23 protein-coding genes are annotated in these 23,729 nt (G+C 68.3%); 19 read left to right on the top strand and 4 right to left on the bottom strand.

Translation table 11 applies throughout. The features are described 5' to 3' along the window. Positions 1 to 33: 33 nt before the first annotated feature. Genes narH through B5D60_RS03010 form a run of 4 tightly spaced genes read left to right on the top strand, consistent with a single transcriptional unit; the run spans position 34 to position 4,299 of the window. Positions 34 to 1,698, top strand: a complete 1,665-nt coding sequence (gene narH, locus B5D60_RS03025; RefSeq protein WP_078698785.1) for a nitrate reductase subunit beta — start codon at positions 34 to 36, stop codon at positions 1,696 to 1,698. After that, entirely contained in the window at positions 1,695 to 2,324 is a 630-nt protein-coding gene (gene narJ / locus B5D60_RS03020; protein ID WP_078698784.1) for a nitrate reductase molybdenum cofactor assembly chaperone, read from the top strand. Before narH ends, narJ begins: the two co-directional genes overlap by 4 nt. After that, positions 2,324 to 3,085: a respiratory nitrate reductase subunit gamma gene (gene narI, locus B5D60_RS03015; protein WP_078698783.1), complete on the top strand. Its 762-nt coding sequence runs from the start codon at positions 2,324 to 2,326 to the stop codon at positions 3,083 to 3,085. The genes narJ and narI overlap by 1 nt, the downstream gene beginning before the upstream one ends. Further along, entirely contained in the window at positions 3,082 to 4,299 is a 1,218-nt protein-coding gene (locus tag B5D60_RS03010) for an MFS transporter (protein WP_269456869.1), read from the top strand. The genes narI and B5D60_RS03010 overlap by 4 nt, the downstream gene beginning before the upstream one ends. Here B5D60_RS03010 and B5D60_RS03005 read toward each other — a convergent pair. Together B5D60_RS03005 and B5D60_RS03000 are read right to left on the bottom strand one after the other, a co-directional pair. After that, on the bottom strand, positions 4,271 to 5,845 hold the full coding sequence (locus tag B5D60_RS03005) for an SLC13 family permease (RefSeq protein WP_078698781.1): 1,575 nt from the start codon (positions 5,843 to 5,845) through the stop codon (positions 4,271 to 4,273). The two genes, B5D60_RS03010 and B5D60_RS03005, sit on opposite strands and share 29 nt — an antisense overlap. A 74-nt stretch (positions 5,846 to 5,919) precedes the next feature. Next, positions 5,920 to 6,240, bottom strand: a complete 321-nt coding sequence (locus B5D60_RS03000; RefSeq protein WP_231948955.1) for a DUF503 domain-containing protein — start codon at positions 6,238 to 6,240, stop codon at positions 5,920 to 5,922. A 123-nt stretch (positions 6,241 to 6,363) separates the two neighbouring features. On the opposite strand from B5D60_RS03000, the gene B5D60_RS02995 reads away from it, so the two are divergent. Then, entirely contained in the window at positions 6,364 to 7,164 is an 801-nt protein-coding gene (locus B5D60_RS02995) for a crotonase/enoyl-CoA hydratase family protein (protein ID WP_078698779.1), read from the top strand. Between the two features lie 97 nt (positions 7,165 to 7,261). Next, on the top strand, positions 7,262 to 8,047 hold the full coding sequence (locus B5D60_RS02990) for a crotonase/enoyl-CoA hydratase family protein (protein WP_078698778.1): 786 nt from the start codon (positions 7,262 to 7,264) through the stop codon (positions 8,045 to 8,047). A gap of 43 nt (positions 8,048 to 8,090) precedes the next feature. Here the strand turns inward: B5D60_RS02990 and B5D60_RS02985 are convergent, their stop codons facing one another. Further along, a complete protein-coding gene (locus B5D60_RS02985; protein WP_078698777.1) occupies positions 8,091 to 8,582 on the bottom strand; it encodes a PaaI family thioesterase in 492 nt (163 codons plus the stop codon). Positions 8,583 to 8,743: 161 nt separating this feature from the next. Further along, entirely contained in the window at positions 8,744 to 10,561 is a 1,818-nt protein-coding gene (locus B5D60_RS02980; RefSeq protein ID WP_172806243.1) for an AMP-dependent synthetase/ligase, read from the bottom strand. A gap of 394 nt (positions 10,562 to 10,955) precedes the next feature. Between B5D60_RS02980 and B5D60_RS02975 the strand changes: the two genes are divergently transcribed. The 13 genes from B5D60_RS02975 to B5D60_RS02915 all read left to right on the top strand — a co-directional run bounded on the left by B5D60_RS02975 (position 10,956) and on the right by B5D60_RS02915 (position 23,725). Next, the gene (locus tag B5D60_RS02975) at positions 10,956 to 11,714 is read left to right on the top strand and encodes an ABC transporter ATP-binding protein (protein ID WP_231948954.1); all 759 of its coding nucleotides are present in this window, start codon (positions 10,956 to 10,958) and stop codon (positions 11,712 to 11,714) included. Between the two features lie 76 nt (positions 11,715 to 11,790). Then, a complete protein-coding gene (locus B5D60_RS02970; protein WP_231948953.1) occupies positions 11,791 to 12,519 on the top strand; it encodes an ABC transporter ATP-binding protein in 729 nt (242 codons plus the stop codon). Further along, a complete protein-coding gene (locus tag B5D60_RS02965; RefSeq protein WP_078698773.1) occupies positions 12,516 to 13,406 on the top strand; it encodes a branched-chain amino acid ABC transporter permease in 891 nt (296 codons plus the stop codon). Before B5D60_RS02970 ends, B5D60_RS02965 begins: the two co-directional genes overlap by 4 nt. Further along, the gene (locus B5D60_RS02960; protein ID WP_078698772.1) at positions 13,399 to 14,520 is read left to right on the top strand and encodes a branched-chain amino acid ABC transporter permease; all 1,122 of its coding nucleotides are present in this window, start codon (positions 13,399 to 13,401) and stop codon (positions 14,518 to 14,520) included. The genes B5D60_RS02965 and B5D60_RS02960 overlap by 8 nt, the downstream gene beginning before the upstream one ends. A gap of 36 nt (positions 14,521 to 14,556) precedes the next feature. Next, positions 14,557 to 15,780: an ABC transporter substrate-binding protein gene (locus B5D60_RS02955; protein ID WP_078698771.1), complete on the top strand. Its 1,224-nt coding sequence runs from the start codon at positions 14,557 to 14,559 to the stop codon at positions 15,778 to 15,780. A 133-nt stretch (positions 15,781 to 15,913) separates the two neighbouring features. Continuing rightward, complete coding sequence (locus B5D60_RS02950; RefSeq protein WP_078698770.1) at positions 15,914 to 16,693, top strand: SDR family oxidoreductase; 780 nt, start codon at positions 15,914 to 15,916, stop codon at positions 16,691 to 16,693. After that, entirely contained in the window at positions 16,694 to 18,412 is a 1,719-nt protein-coding gene (locus tag B5D60_RS02945) for an acyl-CoA dehydrogenase (protein WP_197684381.1), read from the top strand. It begins immediately after the preceding gene. Further along, a complete protein-coding gene (locus B5D60_RS02940; RefSeq protein WP_078698769.1) occupies positions 18,409 to 19,245 on the top strand; it encodes an MBL fold metallo-hydrolase in 837 nt (278 codons plus the stop codon). Before B5D60_RS02945 ends, B5D60_RS02940 begins: the two co-directional genes overlap by 4 nt. After that, positions 19,238 to 20,458 (top strand): acetyl-CoA C-acetyltransferase, encoded by a 1,221-nt coding sequence (locus tag B5D60_RS02935; protein ID WP_078698768.1) that lies wholly within the window; start codon positions 19,238 to 19,240, stop codon positions 20,456 to 20,458. The genes B5D60_RS02940 and B5D60_RS02935 overlap by 8 nt, the downstream gene beginning before the upstream one ends. Further along, positions 20,458 to 21,195, top strand: a complete 738-nt coding sequence (locus B5D60_RS02930; RefSeq protein WP_078698767.1) for an SDR family NAD(P)-dependent oxidoreductase — start codon at positions 20,458 to 20,460, stop codon at positions 21,193 to 21,195. Before B5D60_RS02935 ends, B5D60_RS02930 begins: the two co-directional genes overlap by 1 nt. Continuing rightward, positions 21,192 to 21,644, top strand: coding sequence for a MaoC family dehydratase (locus B5D60_RS02925; protein WP_078698766.1), 453 nt, complete (start codon positions 21,192 to 21,194; stop codon positions 21,642 to 21,644). Before B5D60_RS02930 ends, B5D60_RS02925 begins: the two co-directional genes overlap by 4 nt. Positions 21,645 to 21,662: 18 nt before the next feature. After that, the gene (locus tag B5D60_RS02920; RefSeq protein ID WP_078698765.1) at positions 21,663 to 22,646 is read left to right on the top strand and encodes an NAD(P)H-dependent flavin oxidoreductase; all 984 of its coding nucleotides are present in this window, start codon (positions 21,663 to 21,665) and stop codon (positions 22,644 to 22,646) included. A gap of 65 nt (positions 22,647 to 22,711) precedes the next feature. Next, entirely contained in the window at positions 22,712 to 23,725 is a 1,014-nt protein-coding gene (locus tag B5D60_RS02915) for an MDR family oxidoreductase (protein ID WP_197684380.1), read from the top strand. Positions 23,726 to 23,729: the final 4 nt, after the last annotated feature.

Below are 23,729 nucleotides of genomic sequence, written 5' to 3'. Positions count from 1 at the left end.
ACCGCGTCGAAACTACGAATGCGAGGGACGAGCATGAGAGTCATGGCCCAGATGGGCATGGTGATGAACCTCGACAAGTGCATCGGCTGCCACACGTGCTCCGTCACGTGCAAGCAGGCGTGGACGAATCGCGCGGGCACCGAGTACGTGTGGTTCAACAACGTGGAGACGCGGCCCGGCCAGGGCTATCCGCGGCGCTACGAGGACCAGGAGCAGTGGAAGGGCGGCTGGGAGCTGAACGGCCGCGGCAACCTCGTGCTCAAGGCCGGCGGTCGCCTGCGCAAGCTGTTCGGCATCTTCGCCAGCCCGGTCCAGCCCGAGCTGAGCGACTACTACGAGCCGTGGACGTACGACTACTCCACGCTCATCGACGCGCCGCTCGGCGACGACTTCCCGGTGGCGCGGCCGAAGTCGCTCATCACGGGCGAGGACACCAAGATCTCGTGGTCGGCCAACTGGGACGACAACCTCGGCGGCACGAGCGAGATGGGGCACCTCGACCCGATCGTGGAGAAGGTCCGGCGCGAGAGCGAGGACAAGATCCAGTTCGAGTTCGAGCAGACCTTCATGTTCTACCTGCCGCGGATCTGCGAGCACTGCCTCAACCCGTCGTGCATGGCGTCGTGCCCGTCGGGCGCGATCTACAAGCGCGAGGAGGACGGGATCGTCCTGGTGGACCAGGACCGCTGCCGCGGCTGGCGCCAGTGCATCACCGGCTGCCCGTACAAGAAGATCTACTTCAACCACAAGTCCGGCAAGGCCGAGAAGTGCACGTTCTGCTACCCGCGGATCGAGGTCGGCCTGCCCACGGTGTGCGCCGAGACGTGCGTGGGCCGGCTCCGGTACCTCGGGCTGTTCCTGTACGACGCGGACGCCGTCACCGACGCCGCGTCCACGCCCGATCCGCAGGACCTGTACGAGGCGCAGCTCGACCTCATGCTCGACCCGGACGACCCCGAGGTGGCGCGTGCGGCCCGCGAGCAGGGCATCCCCGAGGACTGGATCGCCGCCGCCCGCCGCTCGCCGGTGTACGCGCTGGCCAAGAAGTACCGCGTCGCGCTGCCCCTGCATCCGGAGTACCGCACGATGCCGATGGTCTGGTACGTCCCGCCGCTGTCGCCGATCGTCGACCTCCTGCGCGAGCAGGGCCACGATGCCGAGGCGCCCGCGACGCTGTTCGGGGCGATCGACGCGCTGCGGATCCCGGTGGAGTACCTCGCCGAGCTGTTCACCGCGGGTGACACCCAGGTCATCACCGAGGTCCTGAACAAGCTCGCGGCCATGCGGTCGTACATGCGCGACGTCAGCCTCGGCCGCGAGGGCGACGCGTCGATCCCCGAGGCCGTCGGGATGACCGAGGAGTCGATGTACGAGATGTACCGGCTGATGGCCATCGCGAAGTACGAGGATCGCTACGTCATCCCGAAGGCGCACGCCGAGCAGGCGCACGACCTCGAGGAGCTCGGCTGCTCGCTGGACTTCGACGAGGGGCCCGGCATGGGCGGCTCGGGCCCGTTCGGCGAGGCCAGCGGTGGTCCCGTGCCGGTCGCGGTCGAGACCTTCCACGCGCTCAAGGACCGGCAGGAGGGCGACTCGCTCGCGAGCGACGAGCAGCTGAGGGGCCGGGTCAACCTGCTGAACTGGGACGGCAACGGGACGCCGGCCGGGATGTTCCCCGATCGGGGCGCCGACTCGTGAGCGCGCGCATCGTCCACCAGGTCGCCTCGTGGGTGCTGTCGTACCCGCACGACGACGTCGTCGACGCGCTGCCCGGACTGGCCGACGCCCTGCGCGAGCAGCGCCGGCCCACGGAGGCCGTGCGCGAGCTGCTCGCGGTCGTCGAGGCGCTCCAGCAGATCCCCCCTGAGACGCTGCGGCACGACTACGTCGAGACGTTCGACCTGACCCGGCGGCACGCGCTGCACCTGTCCTACTGGACCGAGGGCGACACGCGTCGCCGCGGTGAGGTGCTGGCCGCGTTCAAGCAGGTCTACCGCGACAGCGGCCAGGTGGTCCGGCTCGACGGCGAGTTGCCCGACCACCTGCCGGTGGTCCTGGAGTTCGCGGCCGTCGTCGACCCGGAGACGGGCACCGCCCTGCTGCAGAAGTACCGCGCGAGCCTGGAGCTGCTGCGCATCGAGCTCGAGGACGACGCGTCGCCGTGGGCCGGTGCGGTTCGCGCCGTCTGCGCGACGCTGCCGGGGGCGTCACCGCGCACGAGGACCGAGGCGATGGCGCTGGCCGGCCCGGTCCAGCCGGTCGAGTCGGTGGGGCTGGAGCCGTACGACCCACGGCTCCTGCCGTTGGCGGAAGGAGCGCGCTGATGGACGTCCTGCTGTGGGGAGTGCTGCCCTACGTGATGCTCGCCGTGCTCGTCGGCGGCACGATCTGGCGCTACCGCTACGACAAGTTCGGCTGGACGACGCGCTCGTCACAGCTCTACGAGTCGAGGCTGCTGCGGATCGGCTCGCCGCTGTTCCACTTCGGCATCCTCATGGTCGCGGTCGGGCACTTCGGCGGCCTCGTGATCCCCAAGAACTGGACCGAGGCGCTCGGCGTCTCGCAGGACCTCTACCACTTCAACGCACTGTTCTTCGGCTCGATCGCGGGCGTCGCGACGCTCGCCGGCATCGTGCTGCTGATCTACCGCCGCCGCACCACCGGGCCGGTCTTCATGGCCACGACGACGAACGACAAGGTCATGTACGTCGTGCTGGTCTCGGCCATCGTGCTGGGACTGTGGACCACGCTCGTGTCGGTCGGTGCCGGGCACGACGCCCACGACTACCGCGAGACGGTCTCGCCGTGGTTCCGCTCGATCTTCCGGCTCCAGCCGGACGTCGAGGCGATGGCCGCGGCCCCGTACCAGTTCCACATCCACGTCCTGGTCGGGATGCTGCTGTTCACGGTCTGGCCGTTCACCCGGCTGGTCCACGCGTTCACGGCACCCCTGCACTACCTGTTCCGTCCCTACATCGTCTACCGCAGTCGCGATGTTCCGCGCGGCGCCGGGGCCCGCGCCCCGCGGGCGGGATGGGACCCCGTCGGCACGCGCGACAACGCGCGCGGAAGGAGATCACGGTGACCGATCTGCAGCACGAGCTCGAGGCTGGCCGGGGCAGGAACCTCGCCCTGGCCACCCTCGCCTTCGCGATCAGCTTCTGGGCGTGGAACGTCATCGGGCCGCTGGGCGTGCGCTACGCCGAGCAGCTCGACCTGTCGGCGGGGCAGAAGTCCCTGCTCGTGGCCACTCCCGTGCTGGTGGGGTCGCTCGGGCGGATCCTGGCCGGAGCGCTGACGGACCGCTTCGGCGGCCGGCTCATGTTCCCCGTCCTGATGGTCCTGTCGGCGCCCTTCGTCCTGCTCGTCGCCTTCGCGGGCGACCGGGGCTCCTACCCACTGCTGCTGGTGTTCGGGTTCTTCCTCGGCATCGCGGGCACGACGTTCGCGGTCGGCATCCCGTTCGTGAACGCGTGGTTCGAGAAGCCGCGGCGGGGCTTCGCCACGGGCGTCTTCGGCGCCGGCATGGGCGGCACGGCGCTCTCGTCGTTCTTCACGCCACGCATGGTGGAGTGGTTCGGCTACGGGCTCACGCACGTGCTGATCGCGGCGGCGCTGGTCGCGGTCGCGGTGCTGTCGTGGGTGATGATGCGCGACTCGCCCGCGTGGACCTCCAACACCGACCCGGTCGCGCCGAAGCTGGTCGCCGCCCTGAAGCTGCCGATCACGTGGCAGATGTCGTTCCTCTACGCCGTGACGTTCGGCGGCTTCGTCGCCTTCTCGACCTACCTGCCGACCTACCTGAAGGACGTGTACGACTTCGACCTGGCCGCCGCGGGCACGCGCACCGCCGGGTTCGCGCTGGCCGCCGTGGCCGCGCGCCCGCTCGGCGGCACCCTGTCGGACAAGCTCGGCCCGAAGGTCATCACGGGCGTCTCGCTCGTGGGCACCGTGGTGATGGCCGGTGTGGTGGCCCTGCAGCCGGTGCCGGAGATCCCCGCCGGCGCCTCGTTCATCCTGCTGGCGCTCTTCCTCGGCCTCGGCACCGGCGCCGTGTTCGCGTGGGTCGCGCAGCTGGCACCGCCCGAGCGGGTCGGCAGCGTGACCGGGATCGTCGGCGCCGCCGGCGGCCTGGGCGGGTTCTTCCCACCGCTGGTGATGGGCGCGACGTACGACGCCCAGGACCACAGCTACACCGTCGGGCTGGTGCTGCTCATGGCCGTGGCCCTGGCCGCGTTCGTGTTCTCCCAGTGGGGGATCCGGAAGCGGGTCAGCCGATCCCCAGCAGGTTCGCCATGACGGTGACGCCCGTGACGATGATGACGATGCCGATGATGTCGAACACCAGGCCCGAGCGCAGCATCTTGGTGATCGGGACCATGCCGGTGCCGTAGACGATCGCGTTCGGGGGCGTCGAGACCGGCAGCATGAACCCGAACGACGCGCCGAAGATCGCGGCGAGCACGGGGATCGCCGGGTTGACGTCGGCGGCCAGCGCCAGTTGGGCGGCGATCGGCGCGACCACCACGACGCTGGCGGTGTTGCTCGTCGTCTCGCTGATGATCACGGCGATGACCGTGGCCAGGATGGTGATGCCGACGAGCGTCTCGGTGCCCAGCAGGTCGCCCAGCGAGGTGCCCATCGTCTCGGCCAGGCCCGTGGACGACAGCAGCCCGCCGAGGGCGATGCCGCTGCCGAACAGGATGATCGTGCCCCAGTCGATCTTGACCGCGTCGTTCCAGTTCATCGTGAACTCGCGGCGGCCCCAGTTCAACGGCAGCAGGAAGAGCAGCGAGGCCGCGAAGATCGCGACGGCACCCTCGTCGAGGTGCTCCAGCAGCCAGTCGTAGGTCGCGGACTCGCCGCCCGTGACCAGGCCGACCGCACCCGGCAGCACCCACAGGGTGACCGCGACACCGAACGCGATGAGGGTGTTGCGCCCGCCGGTGCCCATCGAGCCGAGCTTCTCGCGCTCCTCGGTGATGTAGCCCTCGACGCCCTCCACGTGCTTGAGCTCGGGCTTGTTGAGTCGCATCAGCAGGACGCACAGGACGAGGAACATCACCAGGACGAGCGGGAACGCCAAGACCATCCACTGGAAGAACGGGATGGTGATGTCGAGCTCCTTCTCCAGGTAGGCCCGGCCGATGAGGTTGGGCGGGCTGCCCACCGGCGTGAGCAGGCCGCCGACGCTGGCGCTGTAGGCGACCATCAGCATCAGGGCGGTGGCGAACCGCAGGCGCTGGGGGTTCACGTCGACGTCTCCGTCCCCGCTGCGTCGCATCGCCGAGGCCATGAAGCCGACGATGCCGGCGGCGATCGGCATCATCATCGCGGCGGTGGCCGTGTTGGAGACGAAGCCGCTGAGCACCGCGGTGATCGCGCCGAAGGCCACGACGATCCGTGTCGTGGAGCTGGCGATGCCGGGCAGGCTCAGGATGCCGAACGCGAAGCGCCGGTCCAGCCCGTGCTTGCTCATCGACTCGGCCAGGATGAAGCCGCCGATGAACACGAAGATCGTGCTGTTGCCGAACGAGCCGAAGACGTCGTCGGCGGGCGCGATGCCCAGCGCGATGACGGCGGCCATCGCCAGCATCGCCGTCACGGGGATCGGGATGGCCTCGCAGATCCAGTAGACGGCCACCCAGGCCAGGACGCCCGCCAGCCGCTGGGCCGGCTCGTCGAGCGAGCTGCATGCGAGGTAGGCCACGATGCCCAGGACGGGCCCGGCGAACAGTCCGGTCGTGCGGCGGATGCGCTCGAACCGCTGCTCTGCCGGACTCAGGGTCTCCTGGACCTCGTCGAACGTGCGGTAGGTGGTCGGTCGTTCCTCGGCCGTGCTCATCGCGCCCCCTGGTAGGTGGTGATCGGAGTCACATCAGCCTAGGGAGGCCCACCGGATTGCGCGAACGGAGCGGCTCAGCCGAAGGGGAGCTCGCCCTGGTCGTCCTCGTCGTCGGCGCTGCTGGCCAGGTGGCGGTGGGCCTGGAGGATCTCGACCTCGGGCCGGTCGGCCATCCAGCGCTCGACGGCGTCCAGCACCTCCACCACGTGAGAGCGGTCGATCGACACGAGCGAGCCGCCGATCCCGGCGCGGCGGTACAGGTCGAGGGAGTCCGTCTCGGCCGTGGACACCGAGAACCGGCGCCGCAGCTCGTTGACGATGGGTCGCACGATCGCGCGCTTCTCCTTGAGGGAGTGCACGTCACCGAGTCGCAGATCGAATTCGATCCATCCCACCCACACAGGCTCAGTCTGGCAGGTCGTCAGGCCTGAGCCGCGCTGGGAGACGCCACGCGCGCGAGCCGACTAGACGATACAGTCTAGTCACTGCCACCCGTTCCACGTCCCCGAGGAGATCCCATGAGCACCGAAGAGAACCGTCCCGATGGCGTCGTCAGGACCGAGGTGCGAAGCAACGTTCTCGTCATCACCCTGTCCCGTCCGGAGAAGCTCAATGCGCTCAACGCGAACCTGTTCGATGGGATCTCGGCTGCGTACGCGCGGTACGAGGCGGACCCGGATCTGCGTTGTGCGCTGTTGCGTGCCGACGGCTCCTCGTTCTCGGTGGGGGCGGACCTGACGGTTCTCCCGGCGATGGTCGAAGCCGGCGACGAAGCCGCCGACCCGGATCGGTTCGACCCGTTCGGCCTGGAGGGCCGACGACTGAGCAAGCCCGTCGTCGCGGCGGTCCACGGGATGTGCCTCGCCGGAGGTCTGGAGATCGCTCTGGCGGCCGACATCATCGTCGCCGCCGAGGGCACGAGGCTCGGACAGCCCGAACCCGTGCGCGGGCTCTTCGCCTTCGGGGGAGCGGTGATCCGCTGGCAGCAGCGCGTCGGCTGGGGCAACGCGCAGCGCTACCTGCTCACCGGTGACCTGCTCGGCGTGGACGAGGGTCACCGCATCGGCCTGGTTCAGGAGGTCGTGCCCGAGGACCAGCTCTTCGACACCGCTTTCGGGATCGCCCAGCGCATCGCCGATGCGGCACCTCTGGGAGTCCGGTACGGGCTCGAGGTGAGCCGGGCCGCAGCGGACCAGGGCTTCGAGGCCGCCGTGCACCTCCTGGTGGCGCGCCGTGCCGAGATCGTGCGGACGCAGGACGTCGCCGAAGGGCTGCAGTCGTTCATGGAGCGTAGGCCGGGACGCTATGTCGGTCGCTGACGCGGGCGGGAAGCACGAAAGGTTTGACGGCGTCGTCTAGACGATCTAGTCTAATCTTACGAACCGCGCCGAGTTCCCTCGGCCAGAAGGAGAGAACATGAGCCCCGACACTGCTCCCGGCGAGGTCACCCTGCGCACCGAGGGCCACATCGCCATCATCACCGTCGCGAACGAGGCGAAGAAGAACAGCTACTCGCCGGACATGATGCGTCAGCTGGCGGGGCACCTCACCACGTTCGACGAGGACGACGACCTGTGGGTCGCCGTCTTCAACTCCGCCGGGGACCACACGACGGCCGGGCTGGACATGCCGAAGTTCTTCGGGCCGGATGCTGATGCTGACATCGATCCCGCCCTGGTCGATCCCTTCGCGATGGGTCGCCGGACCACGAAGCCCGTCGTCGCGGCCGTCCAGGGCATCACCTTCACGATTGGCATCGAGATGATGCTGGCGGCCGACATCGCCGTCGCGGCCGACTCGGCGGTCTTCCAGCAGCTCGAGGTCGCGCGCGGCATCGCGCCGCTCGGTGGCGCCCACTTTCGCTACCTCACGCGCACCGGCTGGGGCAATGCGATGTACCACCTGATGCGTGCCGATCGCTTCGACGCGCAGCGTGCATTGGAGCTCGGGTTCGTGCAGGAGGTCGTCCCGCACGGTCAGCAGCTGGACCGGGCGCTCGAGCTCGCGCATGAGATCGCCGCCAATGCGCCGCTGGGCGTGCGCGCGACCAAGGAGGCTGCGCTGCGGTACATCGAGCACGGCGAGCAGGCTGCGATCGCGGCCATCGACGATGTCCGGGCGAGCGTGTTCGACAGCGAGGACTTCAAGGAGGGCATCCAGTCCTTCATCGAGCGCCGCCCCGCCAACTTCCAGGGCTACTGAGCAGCTCCCACCGCCTCACCCCGGGCTGACACGCAACCCGGGGTCACGAACCGCGCCTCATGATGAGGCAGCTGGCGATGGCGCGGGCGATGACCCGGCCGGTGGGATCGGTGATCTCGGCCTCGGCGGTCGCCGTGCGCCGGCCCATGGAGACGACGCGGCCCTCGCATCGCAGCAGGCCGCTGTCGATGGTTGCGGGGCGGGTGAACTTGATCGTCAGGTCAAGCGATGTGTAGGCGGCGCCCTCCGGCAGGTTGGAGTGGACCGCGCATCCGAGCGCGGAGTCCGCGAGCGTGGCCAGGATGCCGCCGTGGACCGTGCCGATGGGGTTGTAGTGCCATTCCATCGGCTCGAGCTCGAAGACCGCGCGGCCGTCGACGGCCTCGACCAGCGACATGCCCACCGTGGCGTTGATCGGTGGCGCGGGCAGCTCGGCCTTGACGAGTCGTGCGAAGAAGTCGCGGCCGTCATGGTGCTGGGCGGCCTCCGCCAGCTCCTTCGGGTCAGTCCAGGCGTAGGCGCGCTCGCGGCTCATCGTGCTCCTTGGATGTCGCAGGTTCTGTCAGTTGGGACGAGGTCGACCCTAGCGACAGGGACTGCGCCGAGTTCGAGGAGACGACGCCGGGATGGAGCGACGCAGTGCGTCAATCCATCCCGGCGTTAGCCCCTGACGGCTCGAGAAGTCGCGTGATCCGCTCAGGTGCGCGACCGCGTGTAGAGCTCGTCGATCTCGTCGCTGAACACTTGGTGGATGGCGCTGCGCTTGACCTTGAGGGTGGGCGTGAGGGTCCCCTCCTCGACCGAGAACCCGCGGGGGAGCAGCTGCCAGGACTTCACCTGCTCGGGGCGGGAGAGCTTGGAGTTCGCGTAGTGGACCTCGGCGGCCACCGCCGCCTCGACGACCGGATGGGTGAGGAGCTCCTCGAACGTGCCCTCCAAGCCGTGGGTCCTGGCGAACATCGTCAGCAGGTCCGGGTCCGGAACGATCAACGCGACGATGTAGGGACGGGCGTCGCCCACGGCGAGTGCCTGGCCGATGAAGGACCGCCCGACCAGCAGGTTCTCGATGGACTGCGGCGGGACGTTCTTGCCCGTGGCGGTCACGATGATCTCCTTCTTGCGATCGGTGATCCTGAGCCGACCGGCTTCGTCGATCCGCCCGATGTCGCCCGTGCGCAACCACCCGTCCTCCGCGTACAGCTCGGCCGACTTCTCAGGAAGGTGGAGGTAGCCGGGGGTGTTTCCGGGGGAGCGGAGGAGGATCTCGCCGTCGTCGGCGATCTTCATCTCTCCGCCCGGCAGGGGGATCCCGACCGTTCCGAGGGCGGGGACGGTGTCGGGACGCTCGGTGATGACCGGTCCGCTCGTCTCGGTGAGTCCATAGCCCTGGATGACACGGATGCCGATGGATGCGTAGAACTCGATGGTCTCGTCACGCAGCCCGGCGGCCCCGGAGCAGCAGAACGCTCGTTCGAGCCCGAGGAACTCGCGTACCTGGCGAAGCGAGCCGCTCCGGGCGAGTGAGGCTCGTTGCGAGAGCTCGGCCGAGATGGGCTCCTCGTTGAGCCGCTTGCGCCAGTGCTCCAGGAGCACTTCGCGATCGGCAGCGATCTCGTCGGCGCGGTCGGTCATGCTCGTGGAGATGAAGACCTGCGCGGCGGTTGCGAACTTCTCCCAGATGCGCGGGACGGCCATGAAGAAGCTCGGTCGGAACACCTTCAGCGTGGGCAGGAGCTGTGCGGCGTCCGGGCAGCAGAGCACCTCGCCGCCGGTCCGCAGCGCTAGGTAGATGGACCAGACCCGCTCGGTGATGTGCGCGAGCGGCAGGAAGCACACGGACTTCTGGGCGTAGTCGACGATGCCGGACTGGATCAGCGCCTCGACGTCCCACAGCAGGTTGCGGTGCGTGATGATCGTCCCCTTGGGCATTCCCGTCGTGCCTGAGGTGTAGATCAGGGTGGCCGGGTCGTCGAGGTCGACCGCGAGCGCACGGCGAGCGATCTCCGATGCCGCTTCGTCCCGGTGCGCGTGACCCCGTACGAGCAGCTCGCCCCAGTTGGAGGAGCTGGCGGTCGTCGCGTCCGCGTCGATGGTGATCACGGCCGGCTCGGACTCGATGAACCAGCGAAGGCCGCTGAAGCGCTCGACGACCGCGTCACCCTCGAGGATCAGCAGGCTCGGCGAGCAGTCGCTGAGAATGTGCTGGGCCTGTTCGGTCGACATCGTCACGTAGAGGCTCACTGGAACCGCGCCACACAGCCGGATCGCGTGGTCGGCGATGAGGTGCTCGGGGCGGTTGGAGGCCAAGATGCCCACGCGCTCGCCCGCCTGGACGCCGGTCGCCACCAAGCCGGCGGCGACGTCCTGGACCAGCTCGTGGAGCTCGCGCCAGGTGTGACTGCGCCGCTCACCCTCCTCGAGCCAACTCAGAGCGGGATCGTTGCCGACCCTCTCGGCGTTGGTGGCCAGCATCGTGGTGAAACCGGTCGTCGTCGTGGTGCTCTCTGCGGTCATGGTGCTCATCGGGCACCGCCCGGTGTGGCGCGGGTGCAGGTCGATTCGAGCATGAGAATTCCTTCCTGTCTGCGGGGTGTGGTCGCCCTCACATCGGACTAGACTAGACCGTCTAGGGGGAATCGTCTAGGCGCCGGGATTCGGCTCGACGAGCACTGGACATCTGTGACGGACGTCTCTAGACTATCTCGTCTAGACGGAAACGTCCATCGCGTTTCCGCCTGAAACTGCAGTGGTATTCGACTGTGCTCCGTATGTGCGGGCCTTCCGCGCGTCGCGGCCGATCGACCGGCTGAGCCAACGAGAGAGAGGGACACATGCACTTCCACCCCATGGACATCTCGCCAGAATGCGACCGGCCACGCCCTCGCCATGCGGGCGTCAGGCGGCCCGCGTGCTGACGATCAGGAGCCTCGACGTGATCTACGGGCGCAGCATCTCTGCACTCGAAGGAGTCGACCTGGAGGCCAGGTCCGGTCGCGTCACCGCGATCCTCGGCACGAACGGCGCCGGCAAGTCGACGCTGATGCGAGCCGTGACCGGCGTGCTGGGCGCGAGCGGTGGATCGGTCACGTCAGGGAGCATCGTCTTCGAGGGGCAGGACATCACGTCCGCACCTCCCGGCGCGATCGCCGCGGCCGGGATCTCGCTCTCGCCCGAAGGCAGGCGAGTCTTCGCCGGCCTCACCGTCGAGGAGAATCTCCGGGTCGGCGGACGTCTGGTCGACCGGAAGAGGCGTGTCGAGAACTACGAGCGCGTCGTCGACCTCTTCCCTGTGCTCGAGGAGCGCCGGAGGCAACCCGCCGTCCTGCTCTCGGGCGGCGAGCAGCAGATGCTGGCGATCGGTCGAGCGCTGATGTCCTCGCCCCAACTCCTGCTCCTGGACGAGCCATCGCTCGGACTGGCCCCGGTGGTGGTCCAGCGGATCGCCAACCTGATCGTCGAGATCAACCGTCAGGGAACGGCGGTCCTGCTGGTCGAGCAGAACTCCCGGATGGCGCTCGCGGTCTCCGACGATGCCGTGGTGCTCGAGACGGGAAAGGTCCAGATGTCCGGGTCCGCGGCGGACCTCGCCTCCGATCCGGCCATCCAGTCGCTCTACCTCGGCGACGCGGCCGCCGACTCCGACGCGTGGGGGGCGACTCATGCGTGAGCACCTTCGTCAGCCATCCACCCTTCACGTCGATGGAGTCACCGTCCGGTTCGGTGCGGTCACCGCGCTGAACCACGTGAGCTTCGACGTGGAGCCCGGCACCATCCACGCGGTCATCGGACCCAACGGCGCGGGGAAGTCGACGCTCTTCAACGTCCTGACCAGCGTCTACCGGGCCAGCGAGGGGAGCGTGCGATACGCCGATCACGAACTCACGGGGATGCGTCCTCACGCCGTGGCCGGACTCGGGATCGCGCGGACCTTCCAGAACATCGAGCTGTCCCACACGACCGTGGCGGGGAACTTCCTCCTGGGCCGCCATCAGCAGATGCGACAGGGCACGGTGGCCGCAGCCCTTCGACTGCCGGGGGTGCGGCGAGAAGAGCGCGAGCAACGTCGTGCCATCGAGAAGATCGCCGAGTTCGTCGGTCTTCGGGACCGCATGGACGTGCTGGCCAGCGAGCTGCCCTATGGCGACCAGAAGCGCGTCGACCTGGGCCGTGCCCTGGCAGCCGATCCCTCCGTCCTGCTCCTGGACGAGCCTGTGGCGGGGATGACGCGCCATGAGCGGAGCGACATCTCGGCGCTGATCCGCCGCACGCACGAGGAGCTGGGGCTGACGGTCGTGCTCGTGGAGCACGACATGCCGCTGGTCATGGGGCTCGCGCAGGTGTGCACCGTCCTGGACTTCGGCACGGTCATCGCGACCGGAGAGCCCCGCGCCATCAGATCCAACCCAGCCGTGATCGAGGCCTACCTCGGCGGAGTCCCGACCACGGCCCCTACCGACAAGGCGACGACGTGAACCAATTCCTCTCCTTCCTCATCAACGGAGTGTCGCTGGGCGCCATCTACGGATTGGTCGCCATCGGCATCGTGCTCATCTACAAGGCCAGCCACGTCGTCACGTTCTCCCACGGTGCGCTCGTGCTGCTGGGCGCCTTCGTGACCGCCAGGGTCAGTCAGGAGACGTCCTTCGCCCTCGCGGTCGTGGCCGGTGTCGTCGTGACGTCACTCGTGGCGTTGCTGGCTGAACGTCTCGTGATCCGCGGGATGCGGGGGTCACCCGTGATCAACCTCAGCATCGCCACGATCGGCATCGACCTGCTCCTGGTCACCTACCTGACCGGCAGCATCGGGTCCACGGTGCTGAACATCAGCCATCCGTGGGGCGCGTCCAACCTCTCCCTCTCGGGCGTTGGCGTCGGGTGGAACCGCGTGCTGGCGTTGACGGTGGCCTTGGTGCTGATCGGGTCACTGCTGGCGTTGTTCAAGTTCTCGACGTGGGGCGTCGCGATGCGTGCCGCCGCTCAGGACGGCGAGATCGCCTCCCTGATGGGCATCAGCCTCTCGAAGGTCAGTGCGCTGACGTGGATGGTGGCCGGTGCCCTGGCCTGCGTGGCGGGGATCTTCCTGGCCGGCGCTCCGACGCCGGGCGTGACGGTCTCGTTGGCCGCCATCGCCTTCCGCGCATTTCCCGCGGCGATCCTGGGCGGACTCGACTCCGTCGGGGGAGCGCTGGTCGGAGGCCTGGTGATCGGCGTCCTCGAGGCGCTCGTGGCCGGGTACCAGGACCAGCTGGCGTTCCTGGGCCATGGCGCGAGCCAGGTCGTTCCCTACGTCGTGATGTTGGGCGTGCTGCTGATCCGGCCGTCCGGTCTCTTCGGAAGCAAGGAGCTGACTCGTGTCTGACACTCTCGAGAAGATCGAGGTGCCCACGGTGGCGCCTCGCCGCCGGGGCCGGCATCTTCGGTCGGTCGCCATCGTCGTCGTGGGGATCCTGCTGATCCTCGCACCGCTCAGTCTCTCCTCGTTCTGGTTGCAGATCGGCCTGGCGATCGCCGGTGCCGGCCTCGGAGCCATCGGTCTGAACCTCCTGGTCGGCTCGACCGGTCAGCTGTCCTTCGCGCATCCGGTCTTCGTCGCGGTCGGGGCAGTCGGCTACGCGTGGCTCGCGGGATCGGCCGAGGACGGGGCGGGGCTTGGTGGGCTGGGTCTTCCTCCCCTTCTGGCCGCGATCCTCGCGGTGGTCGCCGCCGGCGTGGTCGGGATCGTGATCAGCCCTCTGGCGTCGCGACTCAAGGGCATCTACCTGGGTGTGGCGACGATCGCGCTGATCTTCGTCGCCCAGCACGTCCTCGACAACTGGCGGTCGGCGTCGGGCGGCTACAACGGACGGATCTCACCAGAGCTGTCGATCTTCGGCTTCTCGTTCGCCGACGGCATGTCTGAGCTCACGATCGCCGGAGTGCCCTTCGGTCGTGACGAGAAGCTCTGGTACGTCGGCCTCGTGGTCCTGTTCGCCGGCATCGTCGTGGCGCGCAACATGCTCGACAGCCGTCTGGGCCGCTCCATGGCGGCGGTCCGCGACAGCGAGGTGCTGGCCGCCATGAACGGCATCGACGTCCGACGCTGCAAGCGGCACGTCTTCGCGATCTCGGCGATCTACGCGGGCACCGCCGGGGTCATCTACGCGCTGGCGGTCGGCAGCGTGACCCCCGAGGCGTTCGACCTGCCGATGTCCATCAACTATCTCGCGATGATCGTGATCGGAGGCCTCGGCTCGGTCTGGGGCAGCGTGCTCGGAGCGGCGCTCGTGACCGCCCTGCCGCTGTTGCTGCAGCAGCATGCGGCATCCCTGCCGATCATCACCGCCACCGGTGAGTCCGGTGGCGTCGATGCTGCCGCGGCCGCCAGGTACATCTTCGCGCTGACGATCATCGTCGTCCTGCTCCTCCAGCCCCGGGGGCTGGCCGGGCTGGTCCAGGACCTCGGTCTGCGAATCCGTCGATTCAGCTCCCGCTGAACGACGTCAACCCCCCCCTGTAGGAAAGGCACCACCATGTCCAGAAGCAAGAAGCTCGCCGCGGTGTCCACCGCGGCACTCGTCCTCGCGATGGGAGCCTGTGGAAAGTCCGGAGGCGACGCGGAGACGGCCGACGGAGTGAAGCTCGGGCCGGGCGTCAAGGACGGCACGATCACGCTGGGAGTCCTCACCGACCTGTCCGGCGTGTTCGCCCCCTTGGGCAAGGACAGCATGTCCGGCTACAAGCTCTACTTCGACCAGGTCAATGCCGACGGTGGCGTCTGCGACGCGTACGACGTCGAGCTCAACGTCCAGGACGGCGGCTACGTCGTCCAGAAGTCGGTGCAGCAGTACGGCGCCGTCCACGATGACGTCGCCGCGCTGATCGGGACGATGGGCTCGCCCGCGAACATCGCCCTGCTCCCCAAGGTGGAGGCGGACGAGATGACGAACCTGACGATCTCCTGGGATCGGAAGGTCACGGAGTGGAAGGGCAACCTCATCCTGGGCGGTGCCTTCGACGTGGACATCGCGAACGGCGTCGACTACCTCGTCCAGGAGTCGATCATCGAGTCCGGTGACACCGTCGGGCACATCCACTTCCAGGGCGACTACGGCGAGTCGGCGTTGGCCGGCACGGAGTTGGCGGCGAAGAAGCACGACCTGAAGGTCGTCAAGGCGCAGATCGACCCGACGGACTCGGACATGTCGGCCCAGGTCACCCGGCTGAAGTCCCAGAACGTCGATGCCATCATCCTGAGCGCGAGCCCCACGCAGACCGCGTCGGTCATGACGGCGGCGAGCGGCCAGGGCTGGGACGTCCCGGTGCTCTCGAGCATGCCCGGCTTCGCCCCCGGCCTGATGGACAGCCCGGCGGCGGACGCGCTGGAGAAGAACTTCTACCTCGCCAGCCCGCTGGCCACAACGCTCCCGGCCGACTCGACGTTCCGGAAGCAGTTCGAGCAGGCGAACAAGGGTGCGGAGGCCAACAACTCCGTCGCCGGCGGCGTCGCCGGCGCCCAGATCATCCACGCGATCCTGGAGAAGGCGTGCGACGAGAAGGACCTGAGCCGCAAGGGCATCCTCGACGCGAAGCTCTCGATGGGCGAGTTCGACACCGACGGGCTGGTCGTGCCGCTGGACCTCTCGAAGGTCGGGGCGTCGCCCACGCTCAAGACGAACATCCAGCGTCCGTCCGGCGAGCCCGGCGGTCTGACCGAGGTCGCCACGGCATTCCAGGGCGAGTCCGCGGTCGAGTGAGCCGGTGGTGGGTGGTGCCGGCGCGACGCCGGCGCCACCCGCCGTCATCTCGCCGCAGGACTCTTGACGAGATCGTCTAGACGAAATAGTCTAATGACCGTCACCCGATAGTGCCGAACGAAGGAAATGAAGCATGACCACTGACCTGTTCTCCGTCGCGGGAAAGACCGTCGTCATCACCGGAGGCACGCGGGGCATCGGCTACATGACCGCCGAGGGCTTCCTCAAGGCCGGCGCCAAGGTGTACGTCACCTCGCGCAAGGCCGATGCCGTCGAGGCGGCGACCGCGTCCCTGTCGCAGTTCGGCGAGGTCGTCGGCCTGCCCTGCGACGTGAGCGACCCGGAGAGGTCGGCCGAGCTCGTCGAGCAGATCGGCTCCCGCGAGTCGGCCGTCCACGTCCTCGTCAACAACGCCGGCGCGACCTGGGGCGCCGGATTCGACGAGTTCCCGGCGTCGGCGTGGGACAAGGTCATGGGCCTGAACGTCAAGGCGCCGTTCATCCTGACGCAGCAGCTGCGGCCCCTGCTCGAGGCCGGCAGCACCGAGGGGGACCCGTCGCGCGTCATCAACATCGGCTCCATCGACGGCATCGCCGTCCCGGGGTACGACAACTTCTCCTACGGTGCCTCGAAGGCAGCGGTCCACCACCTCACGAAGCACATGGCCTCGGAGCTGAGCCCGTCGATTCTGGTCAATGCGATCGCGCCCGGTCCGTTCCCGACCAAGATGATGGCCGCATCGCTGGCCGAGCAGGGCGACGAGATCGTGGGCGCGAATCCGGTGGGGCGCATCGGTACGCCGGAGGATGCCGCTGGGCTCGCGATCTTCCTGTCGTCGCGCGCATCGACGTACATCACTGGTGCAACCATCCCCCTCGACGGGGGACTCAGCACCACGATGAAGGTGATGTGAGTGGCGTACAAGGCGCCGGTCGCAGATTACGACTTCTTGTGGCGGCACGTCCTCGACGCGGAGCGGCAGCTCCTTGACATGACCGGCGGTGCGCTTGGCGTGGACGATGCGGCCGCAGTGTTCGCCGCGGCGGCGGACTTCGCCGTCAGTGAGCTCCACCCCCTGAACGCGTCCGGGGACCGCGAAGGGTCCGTTCTGCGGGACGGCCGGGTCGTCACGCCGACAGGATTCGACGAGGCCTTCCGGGGTTACGCGCGCGGGGGCTGGATGGGCGTGGAGATTCCGACCGAGCTCGGTGGCGAGGGGATGCCTCACCTGCTGACTGCCCCGATGGGCGAACTGTGGTCTGCGGCCAACTCGGCGTTCGGGCTGTGCACCGGCCTGACGGTGGGCGCGATCCATGCGATCGGGGCAGTCGGGTCACCGGAGCAGAAGCAGACGTTCCTGTCGCCCATGGTCGAGGGCCGATGGACCGGCACCATGAACCTCACCGAGCCCCAAGCAGGGACGGACCTCGCCGCCATCCGCACGACGGCGACGCCGAACGAGGACGGCTCGTGGCGGGTCAGGGGTCAGAAGATCTTCATCACCTGGGGCGATCACGAGTTGAGCGAGAACATCGTGCACCTCGTCCTGGCTCGCACACCCGGGGCTCCGGACGGACTGGCGGGACTGTCGCTGTTCATCGTGCCGAAGTTCCGGCTCGACGCCAACGGAGCGGTGGGCGAGCGCAACGACATCACGACGGTGGCGTTGGAGCACAAGCTGGGCATCCATGCCAGCCCGACCTGCGTCCTGGAGTACGAAAACGCCACGGGCTACCTGCTCGGTGATCTCCACCGAGGCCTCACCTCGATGTTCGTCATGATGAACGTCAGCCGCATGGGCATCGGCGTCCAAGGACTGGGCATCGCGGACCGTGCCCATCAGCAGGCCCGGGACTATGCGCAGCAGCGTCTCCAGGGAACGCCGGTCGGGCGGGACCGGGGCACTCCCATCGCCGGGCACCCTGACGTGGCGCGGCTCCTGACGTCCAGCGCGAGCCTGATCAGCGCGGCACGCGGCGTGCTGGTCCAGGTGGCGCTGTGGCAGGACCTCGCCGAACAGGGCGACGAGACCGCCCGCGCCGCGGCCGACTTCTTCTCGCCGATCGTGAAGGGCTGGTTCACCGAGGAGTCCGTCCGCATCACCTCCGATGCCGTGCAGGTGCATGGCGGTGCCGGGTTCATCGAGGAAACGGGCGTCGCCCAGCACTACCGCGATGCACGCATCACCCCGATCTACGAGGGGACCACCGCGATCCAGGCCAACGACCTCGTCGGTCGCAAGGTGATCCGCGACTCCGGAGCCGTGGCCTCGACGCTGCTCGACGCCATCGACAAGGACATCGTCGACCTCCGTGCGGTCGACCACGAGGTCGTCGACCGGACGGTCGAGCGGTTGGAGCGCGCCGTCGCCCTCGTCCGTCAAGCCACCGCGACCCTGGTCTCGCGATCCGAGGAACGTCCACGGGACGTACAGGCCGCCAGCGTCAACTACCTCACCATGTGGGGCCTACTCGCCGGCGGATGGATGCTGGCCAGATCCGTCACCGCCGCCCTCCGCGTCGACGATGTCGACACGCGGCGGCGCACGGTCGAGGCCGACTTCTACGGAGCACATCACCTCAGCCGAATCGCCTCCCTCCACGAGGCCTTGATCGCAGGAGAAATCGCATGACTGAACTGACCATCGACGTCTACACGTCACCGTCCTTCGAGCTGGCGAACGGAGGGCTGTTCTCGCCGACCACGTCGACGCTGGTGCTCGGCCCGACCGAAGCCCTGCTGGTCGACACCCAGTACCTTCCCGAACACGTCGAGGAGGTGCGACGCCGCATCGAGGCCTCGGGTCGCACGCTGACGACGATCTTCATCACCCACGCTCACTACGACCACTTCTTCGGTCTCGAGACGCTCCTCAAGTCGTTCCCGAACGCCAAGGCGATCGCGACCGCCGCCGTGGCGTCCGAGGCCGCGTCCGGGCTGGAGGACAACCGCGAGGCGGCGAGGGACTTCTTCTCGGGCGCGGCCGTCGACACCACGGTCGTTCCCGCGGCCTTCGAGGGTGACTCCTTCACCGTCGACGGCGAAGAGGTCCGGATCGTCGAGCTGCCCCAGGCGGACATCCATCCCACCGCCGCACTGCACATCCCCAGCATCGGTGCCGTCATCGCCGGCGACGCCATCTACAACGGAGTGAACCCGTTCCTCGCTGCCTCGACGGTCGAGGAATGGCCGCGGTGGATCGAGAGCACCGACATCATCGCCGCGCTCGAGCCCACGCTGGTCGTCGCCGGGCACAAGCGGCCCGAGCTGGCAGACGACCCGAAGGCGATCGGCGAGACGAAGGCGTACCTCAACGCCTTCATCGAGGGCCACGAGCAGTTCGACTCCACCCGTGACCTGGTCGGCCACATGCAGGCCAAGTTCCCCGATCACGACAATCCGTCCGCGTTGCTGTTGTCGGCTGCGCTGGCGATGAAGGCGAAGAAGAGGTTGAACCATGGTTGAGGCAGTCATCGTCTCCACGGCTCGTTCCCCCATCGGGCGGGCCGTGAAGGGATCCCTGAAGGACCTGCGTCCCGACGACCTGGCCACCCGCATGGTCGAGGCGGCGCTGGGCAAGGTGCCCGAGTTGGACCGCGCGGACATCGCCGATCTGCACCTCGGTGTCGGACAGCCCGCAGGCGAGAGCGGCAACAACCTGGCCCGTGTCGTCGCCGTGCAGGTAGGCATGGACCACGTTCCGGGCGTCACCGTGAACCGGTACTGCTCGTCGAGCCTGCAGACGACCCGCATGGCGATGCACGCCATCCGCGCCGGCGAGGGTGACGTCTTCATCTCGGCCGGCGTCGAGACGGTCTCTCGATTCGGCAACGGATTCTCCGACAACCCCGAGGGCTTCAATGACGGAGTCTTCGGTGACGCGATGAAGCGCACGGAGTCCCGGTCGTCCGAGGGAGCGGCGCCGTGGACCGACCCACGTCTCGACGGCCGGATCCCGGACGTCTACATCACGATGGGCCAGACCGCCGAGAACGTCGCCCAGAAGATCGGCATGAGCCGGCGCGAGCAGGACGAGTTCGGGGTCCGCAGCCACAACCTCGCCGAGCGGGCGATCGCGGACGGCTTCTGGGCCAAGGACATCACGCCGGTCACGCTGCCCGACGGCACCGTCATCAGCCAGGATGACGGACCCCGGCCGGGAACGACGTACGAGGCCGTGTCCCAGCTCCGGCCGGTCTTCCGGCCCGACGGCACGGTGACGGCCGGCAACGCCTGCCCGCTCAACGACGGCGCCGCGGCCGTCGTCATCATGAGCGACGTCAAGGCCAAGGAGCTCGGCCTCACGCCGCTCGCCCGCATCATCTCGACGGGCGTGACCGGTCTCTCGCCCGAGATCATGGGACTGGGCCCGATCGAGGCAACCAAGCAGGCCCTCGGGCGCGCCGGACTCACGATCGACGACATCGACCTGTTCGAGATCAACGAGGCGTTCGCCGTGCAGGCGCTGGGCTCGGCTCAGGCGCTGGGCATCCCGCTCGACAAGCTGAACGTCAACGGCGGAGCCATCGCCGTCGGCCACCCGTTCGGCATGACGGGCGCGCGGATCACCTCGACTCTCATCAACTCGCTTCAGCACCACGACAAGCAGCTCGGTGTCGAGACGATGTGCGTCGGTGGCGGCCAAGGCATGGCAATGGTTCTCGAGAGGCTCAGCTGATGAGCAATCTGACCTTCGACTTCGCCGGACGATCGGTGATCGTGACCGGCGCGGGCCAAGGCATAGGCCTCGAGATCGGACGCACGTTCGCCCGCGCGAACGCCACCGTGTTCCTGGTCGACTTCGACCAACGTGCTCTCGACTCCGCGACGGAGGAGCTCGGATGTCATGGAGTACTGGCCGACGTCAGCAGGAGCGAGGACGTGCGGCGAGTCGTCGACACCGTGATCGAGCAGACCGGGCGGATCGACGTGCTGGTGAACAACGCCGGCATCCTGCGCGACAAGCTGCTCTGGAAGATGAGCGATGACGACTACGAGTCCGTCATGGCCGTGCACTCAGGGGGCACCTTCCGATTCACGCGCGCCTGTGTTCCCCACTTCCGGGCCCAGGGCAGTGGGCGGGTCATCAATGTCACGTCCTACACGGGGCTCCGGGGCAACATCGGCCAGTCCAACTACTCGATGGCCAAGGCCGGAATCATTGGCTTCACGAAGACCGTGGCCAAGGAGCTCGCGCGGTTCGGGGTCACTGTGAACGCCATCTCACCCAATGCGGACACCCGCATGATCGCCAGCATCCCGCAGGAGAAGCGGGTGGGGCTCGAGGCCGCGATCCCGCTCGGTCGGTTCGCCCCGCCGAGCGAGATCACCGGCGCAGTTGCATTTCTCGCCTCGGACGAGGCTTCTTACATTACGGGCGTCGTACTGCCCGTCGACGGAGGGATTTCCATATGACCACGTTCAACTCGCTGGAAGAGCTGCGGAACGCCGAGGGCACGGATCTCGGCGCCAGCCGCTGGTTCGAGCTCACCCAGGACCGTATCGACGTCTTCGCCGACAACACCGAGGACCGCCAGTGGATCCACATCGATCCCGAGCGTGCCAAGGACGGCCCCTTCGGCGCCACCGTGGCGCACGGCTTCCTCACCCTCTCGCTGGTCGCAGCGATGTTCGGCGACATCGTCGACGTCAAGGGCGTGTCGGCCGGCATCAACTATGGCCTCAACAAGGTGCGCTTCCCGGCTCCTGCTCCGGTTGGCTCCCGCGTGCGGGGACACGGCAAGATTCTCGAGGTCACCGACATCCCCGGGGGCGTCCAGATGGTCACTGCGGTGACCATCGAGCGTGAAGGCTCGGACAAGCCCGTGTGCGTCGCCGAGTCCGTCAATCGAATCCTCGGCTGACGGAACAGAGTGACTCCTGTGATCACGACTGAGTTCACCACGTTGTTCGGGGTCGAGCACCCCATCGTCTGTGGAGGGATGACGGGCTTGGGCACCGCGCCGCTGATCAGCGCAGTGGCCAACGCCGGCGCCCTGGGCTTCCTGACAGCCCTGACCCAGCCGACCCCTGAAGCCCTGGTGCGGGAGATTGAGCGCACGCGCGATCTCACCGATCGTCCCTTCGGCGTCAACCTCACCATCCTGCCGGCCATGGTGCCGCCGCCCTACGACGAGTACCGGGCGGCGATCGTCGAGTCGGGAATCACCGTGGTCGAGACGGCCGGCTCGTCGCCCAAGCCGCATCTGCCCGACTTCCACGGCGCCGGGATCAAGGTGATCCACAAGGCGACGAGCGTGCGTCACGCGCTGTCTGCCCAGCGTGCCGGCGTCGATGCCATCAGCATCGACGGATTCGAATGCGCGGGGCATCCCGGGGAGGATGACGTCCCGGGATTGGTGCTGATCCCCGCCGCTGCGCGCGCGTTGGACATCCCCATCGTGGCGTCGGGCGGGATCGCCACCGGCGCCGGACTCGTTGCCGCGCTCGCTCTGGGTGCATCAGCCGTCAACATGGGCACGAGGTTCATGGCCTCCGACGAGGCGCCGATCCACGACAACGTGAAGCAACAGATCGTGCAGAACGACGAGCGGGACACCGTGCTCGTGTTCCGCGAGTTCCACAACTCGGCGCGGGTCGCGCGCAACACGATCAGCGCGCAGATCGCCGAGATCGGAGGAAGGCCTGGGGCCGTCTTCGACGACGTGGCCGAGCTCGCCTCCGGTGCCCGCGGCCGTGCGCAGGTCCTCGAAGCAGGGGACATGGACGGCGGCATGTGGTGGGCCGGACAGGTCCAAGGCCTGATCCACGACGTTGCCCCGGTCGCGGAGGTCGTCGACACGATCATCCAGGCGGCGGAGACCATCATCACCGGCCGTCTGTCGAAGGTGACGACGGCCGTCTGAATCATCGCCTCGCGGAGTGACCTCCGCCGGCTTGCTCGACCTCATCGCGTCAGGAAAGGACGAATGTGAGCACCCCACCCAGCAAGGAAACGCAGTTCACCGCACTGGTGGTCGACGAGGCCGCTGAGGGCCGCACCGCCGCAGCGCCCCGGCAGCTGACACTCGCCGACCTGCCCGATCTACCGGTACTGGTCGAGGTCGAGTACAGCTCCCTCAACTACAAGGACGGCCTCAACGTCTCGGGCGCCGCCAAGATCGCGCGGCGGACCCCGCTGGTCGCCGGCATCGACCTCGCCGGCGTCGTCGTCGAGTCGGCGGACCCGAACTGGTCGGCGGGCGATCGGGTCGTCGTCAACGGCTGGGGGCTCTCGGAGACCCAGTCGGGCGGCTACACGCGCTATCAGCGGGTCAAGCCCGAGTGGCTCGTTCGTCTGCCCGACGCATTCACGACCCTGCAGGCGATGGCGATCGGCACGGCGGGCTACACCGCTGCGCTCTGCGTCGATCGGATCGTCGGACACGGGACGCCCGCTGGCTCCGAGGTCCTCGTCACCGGCGCTGCCGGCGGTGTCGGCTCGTTCGCGACAGCGCTCGCGACAGCTGCGGGCTACCGCGTCATCGCATCCACTGGTCGCTCCGAGACCCACGAGTACCTGACCGGGCTCGGTGCCAGGTCGTTCATCGATCGGTCGGAGCTGCAGGGCAAGGGCCGAGCCCTGGGCGCGGAGAGCTGGGCCGCCGCCATCGACTCCGTGGGCGGATCGACACTAGTCAATGCCATCGCCCGGACGCAGTACGGAGGGGCCGTGGCCGCCTGCGGGATGGCCGAGTCGCCGGGGCTCCCCGACGCAACCGTGATGCCTCACATCCTGCGCAGCGTCGCGCTGCTGGGCGTGGACTCGGTCATGGCGCCGGCGCACCTGCGCGCCAAGGCCTGGGAGCGGCTGGAGCGCGACCTCCCGGACGATCTCTTCGCCTCGGTTCCGAGGGTGGAGCCGCTCTCGACGGTGCCGGCCCTGGCTCGAGAGATCCTGGCCGGTCAGGTCCGCGGCCGCGTGGTCGTGGACGTCACGGCCTAGGAGC

It is taken from the genome of Aeromicrobium choanae (assembly GCF_900167475.1).
Lineage (GTDB): Bacteria > Actinomycetota > Actinomycetes > Propionibacteriales > Nocardioidaceae > Aeromicrobium > Aeromicrobium choanae.
Note: the sequence above shows the minus strand (reverse complement) of the source record. Positions and strands in the feature narration are given on the sequence as shown.